The sequence below is a fragment of the Nocardia sp. NPDC003999 genome (genome assembly GCF_053604885.1).
Genome location: NZ_JBSGIB010000003.1, coordinates 191,506 through 204,845, shown reverse-complemented (window position 1 = coordinate 204,845; position 13,340 = coordinate 191,506). Strand labels below are relative to the sequence as shown.

Genomic DNA, 13,340 nt, shown 5'->3' with positions numbered 1-13,340 from the left:
CACCGGCGTCACGGTTGCGCGGGTAATGTCAACGGCGAGTTGACCTTGTTCACCAGCCACCTGTCCCCGACCTTCTCCAAGCGCATCACCATCGACAATTGCCCCGGCGCGGGCTTGCCCTTGGTGCCGAGACTGGTGATGGTCTGGCCGATGACCACGATCGCTTCGGCGGAGTGTTCGTCACCGGCGCGAATCGCGCACTGCACGTCGCGCGTGGCCGAAGTGACCTGGCCTTCGCCGAGCACCGTACGCAGCTCCGTGCTGGTGGACTCGAACTGTTTCTTCCAGTCGCCGGTGGCGCCGTCGCTGACGGCGGCGAAGTAGGCGTCGAGATTCTTCGAGTCGTAGTTCGCCAGGACGGGCGCGTACCGGCAGGCCGCGGCGCGTGCGTCTTCCTGTGCCGCCAGCAGATTCTTGCTGTTGTGATCCTGGACGTACCAGTAACCGGCCGACGCCACCGACACACCCACGAGGATCGCGGCCGCCGAACGCAGGGCGATCGGACCGGGACGGCGGATCGGCAGACCGCGCAGCCGGCGCCACCGATCACCGGATTTCGCTGTGCCGGTTCCGGCGGGATTCGCGTCCGGCGCAGTCGTGCCCGCGGAGTCGGTGCGCACGGACTCGGCGTCCTTCTCATCCGCTTGCGTTGCGCGCGAGCCGGTTTCGGCGGGCGGATCGACGTCTTCATTCTTCATCGGAAATCTCCTAGTTGCCGGGGACCGGGCGGGACAGTTCGTCGCCACGGACACCGGGCGGCCGGGCGGCCCCGTTGTCCGGAATGCCGGGACGCGGCGCGTTCGCCGAACCACGCACCTGCAGGGCGGGATCGTTGGTGACGCAGTAGTTGTAGAGCCGGACTCGGGTGTCGGTCATCTTGTCCGTGGGCACCACCGGGATGGTGTCGTATTCGCATGTGGGGCGCGGCCAGATGTCGACCAGGGTGTAGAAGGCGTTGTCGTGGGCGGGTATGCCCAGCGCCTCCGAGCCGACCCGCAGCGCGGGGAACAGTGCCGCGATCGCCGGGGCGCGCAGCTTGGCCGCCTTGGTGATCGCGACGAAGTTCGTCACCAGGTTCGTGATGGGATCCTGGGTGCGGGACACGAAGCCGCCGAGCGTGCTGAGCTGGGCGGGCCCTTCGTCCAGGAGGTGACGTACTTCCAGATCCGCCGCGGTCAGCTGCTCGAACAGCACGCCGCCCGTGCGCGTGAGTGTCGCGAGGTCCGGTTGCGCATGCGAGGTCGTCTCCGCGATCACTTCGAGGTTTTCGATCAGCTGACGTGTCTGCGGCAGCAGGTCGGTCAGCCCGGCCATGGCGCGACTGATGCCCGACACCATGTTGCGCAACTGGTCGGGGCCTCCGGCCAGCGCCTTGTCGAGTTCGTCGACGATCACGTTCAACCGGTCCGGGTTCAATCCCCCGATGAAGCCGCTGAGATCGGTCAGCACCGACTGCACGCTCACCGGCACGGTCGTCTGGGAGCGTTCCACCAGCGCGCCGTCGGTGAGGTAGGGGCCGGTGTCGGAATCCGGGCGGAAGTCCAGGTACTGCTCGCCCGCCGCCGACAACCGGCCGACGGCGACCGTGCCGCCCACGGGAATCTCGGCAGCGGAGTCGATCTCGGCCACGGCCGCGACGCCGCTGCCCGCGACTTTCACCTCGCGGACCTTGCCGACCCTGGTGCCGCGGAAGGTGACGTCGTTGCCCGCCGACAAGCCACCGGACGACTGCAACTCCACAGTCACCGTGTAGTCGTCGCGTAGCGGATCGAACCGCAGGACTTCGGCGCCGAGATAGGCCGCGCCGAGGATCAGCACCACGATCAATCCGAAGTTCGCCACCGCGACACGGCGGCGGACCAGCCATCGCCACAAGGGGGGATTCATCGCTCTCCTCCTTGCTGGGGCTGCTGAGGTTGCTGTGGCGGACTGGTGACCCGGCCGATCACCTTCTCGATCACCTGCGCCAAGCTGCCGATGAACGCGGGCACGTCGCCGATCTCGGGCAGCCTGCTGCCGCTGGGATCGGTCAAGGCCCCGACGCTGAGGTAGGACACCGTCGCGGCGACGGCCAGGGCGGGCCCGTCGAGGCTCGCCATCAGCGAGGGATAGATGGTGTGCAGGCCGTTCAACGTTCCGTCCAGGTCGTCGCCCATCTGGGTGAAACCCGCCATCAACCGCTGGATGCTGTCGAACAAGCTGACCGCCTGCGGGCCGGTCGTCTCGGTGAAATCGCCGAGCGCGGTCATCGTGGTCGAGACTTTGTCGAGCAGGTCCACGATGGACTGGTTGTTCTCCGCGAGCAGAGCCAGCAGCCCGGGGAAGGTATCCGCGGCGTCGCCCAACTCGGCCTTCCGCCTGGCCAATTCACCGGTGAGCACGTTGAGGCCGGTCAGGACGCTGTCGATGTCGCCGGTGCGCTGATTCAGCGCGGCGATGACACCGGTCAGTTCGCTGAGCAGGTGCGCGAGTTGTGGCGCGCGGCCCGCGAACATCGAATCCATCTCGGAGGTGATCTTCGCGGCCTGGTTGATGCCGCCGCCGTTGATCAACATCGAGACCGACATCATCAGCTGCTCGACGGACGCGGCCGCCGACGTGTGCTCGGTTCCGATGACGTCACCGGCGCGCAGATTCTCGCCGCCGGATGCGGCCGCGGGCAACGTCATCGCGACGAAGATGTCGCCGAGCGGCGTCGCCTGACGCAACTCCGCGGTGGTACCGCGTGGCAGCTGGATGTCCTCCCTGATCAGCATTTCCACCTCCGCGATGAAGTTGGTCGTGCTGATCGCGGTGACGACGCCGATATCGGTGCCACCGATCTTCACGTGCGCGTGATCGGGCAGATTGAGCGCGTCACGGAAGGCCGCGCGAATGGTGTAGCCGGGGGCTCCGATACCCGGTTTGGGCATCGGCAGATTCGCCACCGTCACGCCGCAGCCGGTCGCGGTGCCCATGACCACGACCAACGCCGCCGCCACCGCGGTGCGTCGAAGCGGGTTCGTTCCGGTCATTTCGAAATCCCCAGTAGTGCCGCGGTGAGGCCGAAGTCGGGCCCGAAGTCCTGGATCTTCCCGGTGCGGCAGCCATCCAGGCGCATCTGGACGCGTTCGCAGAACTGGGACACGACCTCGTTGTCGAGCAGGACCTTGTCGGTCAGCGCGTGCAGGCGCAGCGCTTGGTGCTCCCGGCTGACCGCGTTGGACAAGTTCTCGAACAGCAACGGCCCGACGTCGACGATCTCGGTGAGGCCGCGGGCGTTGGCCCGCATCTGTTCGGTGATGGTCGTGAATCGCTCCAGCGCACCGGCGAGCTGATCGGAGTTCTCGCCGACCAGCGTGGCGGTGTTGGCGACGAACTGGTCCAACTGCCGCAGCACCGCCTGCAGACCGGGCGCCTGGTCGCCCATCAGCTGCACCAGTTCGGTGAGGCGGCCGCTGAAATCACGTACCGTCTGGTCGTTCTGGGCGATGATCTGCGTGATCTCGTTGAGTTTGATGATCGTGTTCGAGATCTGGTCCTTGTTGGCGAAGGTCACCTCGAACGCCGAGGACAGCGCGTCCAGGGTCGCGCGCAGTCTGTCGCCGTTGCCGTCCAAGAGCGGGAACAGGACACGGCTGGCCATCGGACCGTTCCGGTCGTCGCCTTTGAGCGCGGCGCCGAGTTGGTCGAAATTCTGCAGGATGCGGTCGAGTTCGACCGGTGTGCGCGTCCTGGCCAGCGGGATGTGCGTCCCGTCGGTGAGCAGCGGCCCGTCCCCGCTGTACGCGGGGGCGAGTTCGACATGCCGATTGGTGATCAGCTGCGGCGACACCAAGGCGGCGATGGCATCGGCCGGGACCTTGGTTCCCTGTTCCAGGCTCATGGTGACCTGGACGTAGCTGCCCTTGGCCTCCACGGTGTCGACCCGGCCGACCGGAACGCCCAGCACCGCGACCTCGTTGCCCGCGTACAGCCCGGCGACGTTCTCGAAATCGGCGCTGATGCGGATACGCTCGCCGAGGTACTGCCGCGGCAGCGCGGTCAGGCTGTCCGGTACGAGCGCGCAACTCGCGGTGACCAGCGCGGCCACGATCAGCACGCCGAGCTGCGCGAATCGTCGTGTTCTCATCAATTGCACCCCTGTACGGCTCGAGCGAAGCACAGCCAGTTGTCCGGGAAGAACCACGGCGCCCAGACGTCGCCGTACGGACCGTTGCCGACGGCGTTGTTGAACTGCCGCAGAGCGATCGGCATGTTCTCGTAGAGCCGGTCCAGATTGTCGCGGTTCTTGACCAATCCCTCGGACATGGTGTTCAGGTCGTGGATCAGCGGCCCGAGCTGGCCGTTGTTCTCCAGACCCATCTCCTGGAGCAATCTCGACAGGGCCGCGACGTTGTCGAGCAACTGTTTCAACAGCTCCTGTCGCTGCTGAACGGCGTTGCCGATCGCCTCGCCGCGGGTCAGCAGCAACAGCACGCTGTTCTGGTTGTCCGAGACCAGCTGAGACACCTCATCCATGCTCTTCAGCAGCGAGTCCACTTCGTCGCGGCGATCGGTCACGACCTTGGCGAGCGCGCCGATGCTGTCGAGCGCCTGGACCGCCAGCTGCGGGGAATCCCCCATCTGCTGGTCGACCAGGTCGAGCGCCTGGCGTAGCTTCTGCGGGTCGAGGCGTTCGATGCGTTCGAAGGAGTTCTTGTACTTCGGGTCCTGGATGACCTTGCTCAGGTTGTACGGCACCGACGTGTTCTCGATGCGGATGCGATTGCCCGGCAGTCCCTTTCCGTCTCCTGGCACCAGGTCCACGTGCAGGCGGCCGAGAATCGTCGACATCTTGATCGCCGCACGCGCGTCGGGGCCGAGACGGAGATCGCGACGCACTTTGAGATCGACCACGACCTTGGTGCCTTCGAGCCGGACCGCGCGCACCGCACCCACTTCGATTCCCGACACGTCCACCGTCGCGCCGGGACGCAAACCTGCGGCCTGGGCGAATTCGGCGTGAATCGTCTTGTCGCCCAACCGGGCCTGGGTCAGGACACTGGAGCCGATCAACAGAGCGGCCACCGTCGCGGCGGCGACCAGGCCGAGTCGCAGATACCGGTTCCGCAGGAATCCCGGCCACGGAATGCGCTTGCTCATCGGCACACCTCCGAATGCGAGTTGCCGCCCACCTGGGAGAACAGTCCAGGAGGCAACAGCACGCCCCACAACGACACGTCGAGGCTGCACAAATACGCGTTGCCGTAGGCGCCGTTGCTGGTGAAGCGCGCGACGCCGTTGAGTACGGCGGGCAGTTCGACCGCAGCCCGGTCCAAGGAAGCGCCGTTGAGCAGCAGCAACGCCACACCTGTGGTGGCATCGTTCTGCGCCTTCGACAAACCTGGCTTGACCTGCATGATCAGCTGGGTCAGCGAGTCGGTCGTGTGCGCGACGCGGTCCACCGACTGCTTCAGACTCTCGCCTTGCGAGTAGAGCGCCTCGACCAGCGCCCTGGCCTGGGTGAGCAGCGTCTCCAGCTCGCCGCTGCGATTGGCCAGGCCGCCGATCACGGAGCTCAGGTTGCTCAGGACCTCCCCCAGGATCTTGTCCCGCTGCCCGAAAGTGCCCGCCAGATCCGCGGCTTGGGTGATCAGGCTGCTGAGCGACACCTGGTTGCCTTGCAGGGCCTGGATCAGCGTCTCGGACAGGGAATTGACCTGATCGGGTTGCAGCACGCTGAACAACGGCTCGAAGCCGGACAACAACGCGGACACGTCGAACGACGGTTCGGTTCGCTCCAGCGGAATCCGCGCGCCCGCCGCGACGACGGCGCCGGCTTCCTTGCCCGGCGCCAGGGCTATATAGCGCTGACCGATCAGATTCTGGTAGCGCACCAGTGCCTTCGTCGTGGTGGTGAGATGCTGGCGCGCATCGATCCGGAACTCCACCTCGGCGCGGTAGCCGTCGGTGAAGTCGATCTTGTCCACGCGACCGACCCGCACGCCTGCCATGCGTACGTCGTCCCCGACGCGCAGGCCGAGCACGTCGGAGAAGACCGCCGAGTAGCGCTGGGTATCCCCGGTGACCGATCGCTGCAACGTGGACCAGATGGTGACGGTGAGCGCGATCGCCAGCACCGCGAACAAGCTGAATCCCGCCAGCGCCTTGCCTGATCTCATCGGCGCGCCCCTCCCTCGTCGGCGGCGGTCACGGTGACCGATCCGCCCGCCAGCACCGGAGTCAGCAGCAGGTACTGGGCCACGGTCGGCCGCGCTCCCACGATCGCCGCCACGGCGTCGGAACCGCGCAGCGCGATGGGCCGCGCCTCGGGGCCCGGACTCTGCGGGCCGGGCTCGCCGGGTGCCACGGCGCTCGGCGAAAGGCCGGGGACGGACGGCAGACCCGGGATGAACGGGAGACCGGGAATCGCAGGCAGGGCCGGCAGCACCAGCCCCATCGCGCCCAGCGGCGCGGGCGCGACCGGCACGGGTGCGGGCCCCGCCGCGTCGAGCCACTTCGGCATCAGCTGCGGCGGGTAGTTCTGCTCCGGCGCCACCTCGGGCACCGTGGCGCCTCCGCAGCGGGGACCGTACTGGTCGCCGTAGTGCGGGCAGTCCTTCGCCGTGTACTGCTGGAACGGCGTGAACGAGACATCCATCTTCCACACCATCTGTTTGGACGGACCGAAGTGGAACGTGGTCGCCAGCCGTCGCAGGGCCACGTTCAGATTCGCGGCCGTGTACGGGATGGCCTCGGGATCCTTGGCCAACCCGCCGAACAGATCGTCCAGACCGGACACGAGGAACTTGCCCGCGTCGGGGTTGCGGGCGAACAGTGCGTTGACCGAGTCGACCGTCGCGTTACCGGTGGCCAGCAAGTCGATGAGCTTCGACCGTCGTTCGGCCAGCGTGCGGGCGGTGGTCACCGACTCCGACAGCACCCCGACCAGTTCGGGAGCCGACTGGCTCAACGCGATCGATGCCCGCCCGAGATCGCCGAGGAGCGCGTCGATGCCGGGCGTCGCCCGAATTTCGGTCAGCCAGTTGTCCAGGCGCTCCACCGTCGAGCCGGGCGCACGCGCCGCGGGATCCAGGGCGGCCGCGAGAGTGGCCAGCACCCGGCCCAATTTCTCCGGTTGGATGTTCTCGAGCACGTTCCGCAGCACATTCAACGTCGTCTGCAACGCCACCGTCTCGCTGCTGGTGTCCTCCGCGATGGTGGCGCCTGCGCGCAGCGTTTCCGGTTCAGGGCCGTTGTCGACGAATTCGATCGCCGTGACGCCGAACAGGTTGTTCGGGATCACCCTGGCCGTCACGTTCACCGGAATGGTCGAGGCGACACCCGGTTTCAGATCCACGCGCGCCTGCTGCCGGGCGCCGCGGGCTACCACGTCCACCGCGGCCACCCGGCCGACGACCATGCCGCGGAATTTGACGTCCGCCCGCCCGGGCAAGCCGTCGCCGGTGCTGGTGAGCTCCACGGTCACCGGGACCTTGTCCTCGAAGTAGCCGGTGTAGCGCAGCGCGAGCAGGTACAGCAGGACCGCGACCGTCGTCAGCACCGCCAACCCGGCGAGGGTGAGCTGTCTCGCGGTCGGTCCGCGACCACTGGGGTCAAGAATCATCGTCGGCCTTACCCCGAGATCCGGAATCCGGGATCGATGCCCCAGATCGTCAGCGTGAGAAAGAGATTCGCGAACACCATCACGACGATCACCATCTTGATGGCGCGCCCGGCCGCGACCCCGACGCCTTCCGGGCCACCGGTGGCGACGTAGCCGTGGTAACACTGGATGAACGTCGAAAGCAGCACGAACACCACTACTTTGAGCAGCGAGAAGAAGACGTCCGGGCCGATCAGGAACTGGAAGAAGTAGTGATCGTAAGTGCCCGCCGCCGTGCCGCCCAAGAACAGCACCGTGATCTTGGTGGCCAGGTAGGCGGTGGCGAGACCGATGCTGTAGAGCGGGATGATGGTCAGGGTCGCGGCGATCATGCGGGTGCTGATCAGATACGGCAGCGGGCGGATGGCGATGGATTCCAGCGCGTCGATCTCCTCGGAGATGCGCATCGAGCCCAGTTGAGCGGTGAACCGGCATCCCGCCTGGATGGCGAAAGCCAAGGTCGCCAGGATCGGCGCGAGTTCGCGAGTGGTCGCGAATCCGGAGATCGCTCCGGTGAGCGGAGACATCGTCAGCAGATTCAGAGCCGTGAACGACTCCATGCCGACGATGATGCCGCCGAACGCGCACAGGATGACGACCACACCGATCGTGCCGCCGCCCACGATGAGCGAGCCGTTGCCCCAGCCGACATCGGCCGTCAGCCGGGCCACCTCACGGCGATAGTGCTTCAGGACGAACGGGATGGCGATCAGCGCCTGGAAGAACGTGATGGCCTGATGCCCCACGCGCTGATTGGCGTGCACAGGCGCCAGCGCGACTTTCCCGGCGGCATGCAGGGGCCGCAGTGCCGGAGGTGTGTAGCTGCTCGCCATGCTCACACCACCTTCGCCGGGAAGAGCGTGTTGTACAGCTGAGTGAGAATGATGTTGGTTGCGAACAACATCAGCGCCGAGCTGACCACCGCCGAATTCACCGCGTTGGCGACACCGCCAGGGCCGCCGTGCGCGTGCAAGCCGATATCACAGGCGATGACCGCGGTCAGCACCCCGAAGATCGCGGCCTTGACCAAGGCGATGATCAGATCGTTCGCCACCGCGAAGGACGCGAACGAGCTGATGAACGAGCCCGGCGTACCGGATTGGGCGTACACGTTGAACATGTACGCGGTGGCGAATCCGACGAACACGACGAATCCGCAGAGCAGGACGCTCACCAGCACCGCCGCCGCGAGCCGGGGCGCGACCAGGCGGCGTACCGGATCGACGCCCATCACCATCATCGCGTCGATCTCTTCCCGGATGGTTCGCGATCCCAGATCGGCACAGATCGCCGAACCGACCGCACCGGCGACCATCAACGCCGACACCAGCGGAGCGCCCTGGCGGATGATGCCCAATCCGGCGACCGCGCCGATGAATGTCGTTGCGCCGACTTGATTCACGAGCGCGCCGACCTGGATGGATACCACGACGGCGATCGGGATGGCAACGAATACCGTCGGCGCCGCCGACACGTTGGCCATGAAGGCGCACTGCTTGATGAATTCCCGGTACGGGAATCGTGCCCGCACCAGTGAGACGAACAGCTGGACGAAGGCTTCACGGCCCAGAGTGACCTGCCTGCCCAGTGTTTCCAGCGACCGCTGGGGGTGGCGCCGCCACAAACCCGAAGCGCTGTCGATCATCTTCCCGAGCTCGCCCGGTTCCAGTGGCGGTTGCTTGTCGGCTGGCGTTCGCAGCGAGGCAGTCACCGGTAGCCGTTCCTTTCCGATTTCTCGTCCACCGCGCCGGCGGCCGCCCCTTCGATGGCGCGGAGCGGGTGAAGTGTTGCACACCTCACAGACGTCAGACAAGTTACAAGTGATTCACTATTCCAGGCATCGTCATCCGCCGAAGCGCACGGTCCATGTCAAGGACCTCGGCAGATACCGCCCTTTTATCCTGCGCATACGTGCGACCACTGCACATAGATGACCACTTCGGAAAGCGACTCCCGATGGTAAGTAATCCTCTATTCTGCACTCGGACGACCAGAGCCGAGTCGGCGAAGCCGCTAGGCGAGGGCCTCCAGCCAACGTTGCAGCAGCACCACGAGTGCGACGAGCACCGCGCAGCCGGCCAGGAAGAGACCGAGTACGGCCACCCACAGCCCGAAGCGGAGCACGGGATTGACCTTCATCTGCCCACCGAGGATCTTGACCACGATCACGAGAACGTCGATGAGCCACACCATAGCCATCATCAGGTCATGCACACATTCGAGAAGGTCAGCACGGGCCAGCACACGATCGATCCCAGGAACGACATCAGCAGATCGATGCCGTGCATATCGCGCAGATGACCGGTGTGCGTGAGCGTCCAGATCACCCCGGCCAGGCCGTAGGGAACGCCAATGATGATGAGAGTGCCGAGGAACTCGGAGACCTTCATCTCGTAACCGAGTATTCGGTCCAGCTTCTTGAGCATGCGTCGATGCATCCTTTCGATTCGATCCACGCCGCCGCACACGCATCGGACACCACCGGAAGAGGCGTCCGGCCGCACGCGCCAGTCAACGAGATCCGCGCCGTATGTTAGTCGATATTCTTCCATCTACGGAAGGGGTATCGAGAGATGCGGACCGGCAACTTGGATACAAGCAGGTAATAGCTCCATATGAGCAGCCTGTCGCCCGGATCATGTTGATGGACATTCTTCTAGATGTGCAACACTGCGCCCGCACCACATGCGCCACGACACGCACGTCTACGTTGGCGGCGTTCGGTTTCGACACGGCGCACATGTCGTCGATTGCGTCGACCACCGGCGCGAGCGCCTCGCCATCTGCGCCCCGCACCCCGCCACGTAAGGCCGAGGCGAGAACGGACTCCGTCGCACGGGCTTGACCTTGCCCCCGGGGCAAGGTTGGACGGTGGTCGGCATGAACAACAACGCACTGCACACCGCCGAAGCCCGGATTCGCGAGCAGATCGCCGCCTACTGCATGTCCAACGAAGTCCCCGGATTCGTCGCGGGCGTCTACCGTGCGGGCGAGCAGATCGTCGTCGCCCACGGCATCGCGAACGTCGCCACCGGGGCGCCGATGCGCGCGGACACCGGGTTCCTCTTCGGCTCGGTGACCAAGGTGCTGACCACCACGCTGGTCCTCCAACAGGTCGAGCGCGGGCTGCTCGATCTGGACGCGCCGGTGGTGCGGTACCTGCCCGAGTTCGCCCTGACCGCGCCGGGCGCCGCGGAGAAGATCCTGGTTCGCCACCTCATTTCGCATACCAACGGCATCGATGCGGACTTGTTCTTCCCCGATGCGAAAGGGCGCGACTCCCTGAAAACTTATGTCGAGGGTCTCGCGCGCAATTGCGGTGTCCTGTTCGAGCCCGGCGAGCAGCTCAGCTACTCCAACGGCGGCATGATCGTCGCGGGCCGCCTGCTGGAGGTGGTGACCGGTCTGTCCTTCCCCGACCTGCTCGAGCGCGATGTCTACGCACCTGTCGGCATGACCGACTCCAGCACGTCGGCCGAACGGGCGATCCTGCGCAGCACCGCCATCGGGCACTTCCCGGACCCCGAGACCATGGCGGCCGAGCCCACCGGAATGTTCACACTGCCCGACACCTGGGGACCGGCGGGCGGCACGCCGATCGGCACCGTCGCCGACCTGCTCGCCTTCGGACGCACCCATCTCGCGGGCGGTGTGTCCCCCTCCGGAACGCGCGTCCTCTCGGCCGGGTCGACCGCACTGATGCAACAGGTCTCGCACGACATGGCCACCCCGAACGTCCCCCCGATGGGCCTGGGTTGGGTGCGGTATCCGTTCGGCGACACGATCGTCCTCGCGATGTCGGGCGCGTCACCCGGCGGCGTGTCCATCCTGTGCGTCGTGCCCGAGCACGACCTCGTGTTCACCGCCTTCGGCAACACCCCGGGGGCGATCATGCTGCACGACCAGATCCTGCGCTGGCTGCTGAGCGAACACCTCGGCGTTCGGATCCCCACCCTGATCAACGAATCGGCGCAGGACATCGATCTCACACCCTACGTGGGCACCTACCGTTCCGATCAGCTGCGCGTCGAGGTCGGCGTCGTCGACGGCCAACTCGAGGAGCGCGTGACCTACGAACCGGCGGACGCATCGCAGGAGCGGATCTTCACCGAGTTCGCCGGGGGCACGACCGCCGCCCCTCCGCAGCGGTACGTGCCGATCCGGCCCGGCCTTTTCGCGCCCGCCGGATACCCGTTCGAGACGTTCGACGGATACCTGCGACTGCTGCTCGTCTCCTTCCACGACATCCGTGACGGCCGAGCGCGTTTCCGCAACGGCGGCGGCCGACTTACCCGGCGGGCCTGACCGCTGTCGGAGCCATCCGCCACGGCGAGCGAGATCTCCGCCGTCCGAGGTGATGCGTGCGTGAACCGACGCGTTCGCCATTAGGCTGACGCCGTCGAAGGTGACCGAACGGCCGATCGCGGTGTGGCGAGGCCGTCCTCAACGGTCGGGCGCGGAAAAGCGAGGTATGCGCTATGCGGGACAGTCGGTGGCGGCGGGTGGTCGCATCCGTCGTGTGCGGAGTCGGAGTGCTGGCGGGATCGTCGGTCGGCGCGGTGGCGGACCCGGCCGGTGACACCGGTGTCGTGTGGTTGTGCAGGCCGGATCGAGCGGACGACCCCTGCCGAGGCAGCTCGGCGACCACGGTGCGGCACGCGGGGCAACCCGATGTGCGGGAGGACCCTACGCCTGCTGAGGATTCCGGGGTGGACTGCTTCTATGTGTATCCGACGGTGTCGTTGGAGCCCACGCCCAACTCCGACACTGCGGTGACCCGAGAGGTGCGGGCGGTGGCCGAACAGCAGGCCGCCCGATTCTCCCAGGTCTGTCAGGTCTTCGCGCCGGTGTACCGGCAGCGGACCCTCACCGCGCTGGCGCGGGAACGGGCGTACTCCCCCGACGAGCGCGCCGAGATGGCGCGGATCGCGTACGAGGACGTCCTGCGCGCGTGGCGGCAGTTCCTCGCGGAGCGCGAAAGCGGAAGGCCGATCGTCCTTCTCGGGCATTCGCAGGGTGCGCGCATGCTGCGCCAACTGATCCGGGAGGAGATCGACCCGCAGCAGGCGGTGCGCGAGCGGATCCTGTCGGCGATCCTGCTGGGTGGCAATGTGGTGGTGCCGAAGAACGGTGACGTCGGCGGCGACTTCCAGCACCTTCCGCTGTGCCGCGGCGAACAGCAGACACGGTGCGTCCTGGCCTGGCAGACCTTCGGCGCGACCCCGCCCCCGGACAGCCGATTCGGCCGCAACCCGACGACCCCTGAGCCGCTGCCGCGTCCGTACGGCCCGGACTACGAGGTCGCCTGCACCAATCCGACTTCGTTGAGCGGCAACGAGTCCCGCACCGCGGCCACCGTGCTCCGCACCGGTCCCGTGCCCAGCCCACTCGCCGCCGAACTGGCGCTGCGCCACGGGCCGTCCGCCGTCGCCGCGCCGACTCCGTGGCTGGTCCCCGCCGAGAAGTATCGGCTCCAATGCGTCCGGGACGGCGACGCGACGGCGCTACTGGCGACGCCGGAACCCGGCAGCGCCGAGCTGTACGCCGTCCCGGACGCGACCTGGGGCCTGCACCTCGCGGACGTGGAGATCGCACTGGGCGATCTGGTCCGCATCGTCGCCTCCCAGATCAGCGCCGACCGCGCGGCGCACCGCTGAACGCCGGAGTCCGCGAAGCGGCCCATCTCTCCGAACCGGCCCGACCCGGTTCGGCA

General features: G+C 66.8%; 13 protein-coding genes. 2 read left to right on the top strand and 11 right to left on the bottom strand.

The features are described 5' to 3' along the window. Positions 1 to 8 precede the first annotated feature (8 nt). The 11 genes from ACWESM_RS08520 to ACWESM_RS08470 all read right to left on the bottom strand — a co-directional run bounded on the left by ACWESM_RS08520 (position 9) and on the right by ACWESM_RS08470 (position 10,053). Entirely contained in the window at positions 9 to 698 is a 690-nt protein-coding gene (locus tag ACWESM_RS08520) for a hypothetical protein (protein ID WP_397279060.1), read from the bottom strand. A gap of 10 nt (positions 699 to 708) precedes the next feature. After that, a complete protein-coding gene (locus ACWESM_RS08515; protein ID WP_364428459.1) occupies positions 709 to 1,887 on the bottom strand; it encodes an MlaD family protein in 1,179 nt (392 codons plus the stop codon). Continuing rightward, a complete protein-coding gene (locus tag ACWESM_RS08510; RefSeq protein ID WP_397279064.1) occupies positions 1,884 to 3,014 on the bottom strand; it encodes an MCE family protein in 1,131 nt (376 codons plus the stop codon). The genes ACWESM_RS08515 and ACWESM_RS08510 overlap by 4 nt, the downstream gene beginning before the upstream one ends. Continuing rightward, positions 3,011 to 4,111 (bottom strand): MCE family protein, encoded by a 1,101-nt coding sequence (locus ACWESM_RS08505; RefSeq protein ID WP_355077443.1) that lies wholly within the window; start codon positions 4,109 to 4,111, stop codon positions 3,011 to 3,013. The genes ACWESM_RS08510 and ACWESM_RS08505 overlap by 4 nt, the downstream gene beginning before the upstream one ends. After that, positions 4,111 to 5,124, bottom strand: coding sequence for an MCE family protein (locus tag ACWESM_RS08500; RefSeq protein WP_364428466.1), 1,014 nt, complete (start codon positions 5,122 to 5,124; stop codon positions 4,111 to 4,113). Before ACWESM_RS08500 ends, ACWESM_RS08505 begins: the two co-directional genes overlap by 1 nt. Beyond that, positions 5,121 to 6,143 carry an MlaD family protein gene (locus tag ACWESM_RS08495; RefSeq protein WP_355077439.1) on the bottom strand — a complete coding sequence of 341 codons (1,023 nt, stop codon included), beginning with the start codon at positions 6,141 to 6,143 and terminating at the stop codon, positions 5,121 to 5,123. The genes ACWESM_RS08500 and ACWESM_RS08495 overlap by 4 nt, the downstream gene beginning before the upstream one ends. Then, on the bottom strand, positions 6,140 to 7,588 hold the full coding sequence (locus ACWESM_RS08490; RefSeq protein WP_452491192.1) for an MlaD family protein: 1,449 nt from the start codon (positions 7,586 to 7,588) through the stop codon (positions 6,140 to 6,142). Before ACWESM_RS08490 ends, ACWESM_RS08495 begins: the two co-directional genes overlap by 4 nt. 8 nt (positions 7,589 to 7,596) lie before the next feature. Beyond that, positions 7,597 to 8,460 (bottom strand): ABC transporter permease, encoded by an 864-nt coding sequence (locus ACWESM_RS08485; RefSeq protein WP_356961971.1) that lies wholly within the window; start codon positions 8,458 to 8,460, stop codon positions 7,597 to 7,599. A gap of 2 nt (positions 8,461 to 8,462) precedes the next feature. Then, the gene (locus ACWESM_RS08480; protein ID WP_355077680.1) at positions 8,463 to 9,272 is read right to left on the bottom strand and encodes an MlaE family ABC transporter permease; all 810 of its coding nucleotides are present in this window, start codon (positions 9,270 to 9,272) and stop codon (positions 8,463 to 8,465) included. Between the two features lie 368 nt (positions 9,273 to 9,640). Continuing rightward, complete coding sequence (locus ACWESM_RS08475) at positions 9,641 to 9,829, bottom strand: hypothetical protein (RefSeq protein ID WP_364428475.1); 189 nt, start codon at positions 9,827 to 9,829, stop codon at positions 9,641 to 9,643. After that, positions 9,829 to 10,053 carry a hypothetical protein gene (locus ACWESM_RS08470; RefSeq protein ID WP_195080102.1) on the bottom strand — a complete coding sequence of 75 codons (225 nt, stop codon included), beginning with the start codon at positions 10,051 to 10,053 and terminating at the stop codon, positions 9,829 to 9,831. Before ACWESM_RS08470 ends, ACWESM_RS08475 begins: the two co-directional genes overlap by 1 nt. Positions 10,054 to 10,507: 454 nt before the next feature. Between ACWESM_RS08470 and ACWESM_RS08465 the strand changes: the two genes are divergently transcribed. Continuing rightward, a complete protein-coding gene (locus ACWESM_RS08465) occupies positions 10,508 to 11,932 on the top strand; it encodes a serine hydrolase domain-containing protein (RefSeq protein WP_452491191.1) in 1,425 nt (474 codons plus the stop codon). 173 nt (positions 11,933 to 12,105) lie between these two features. Further along, a complete protein-coding gene (locus ACWESM_RS08460) occupies positions 12,106 to 13,284 on the top strand; it encodes a DUF3089 domain-containing protein (protein WP_452491190.1) in 1,179 nt (392 codons plus the stop codon). Positions 13,285 to 13,340 lie beyond the last annotated feature (56 nt).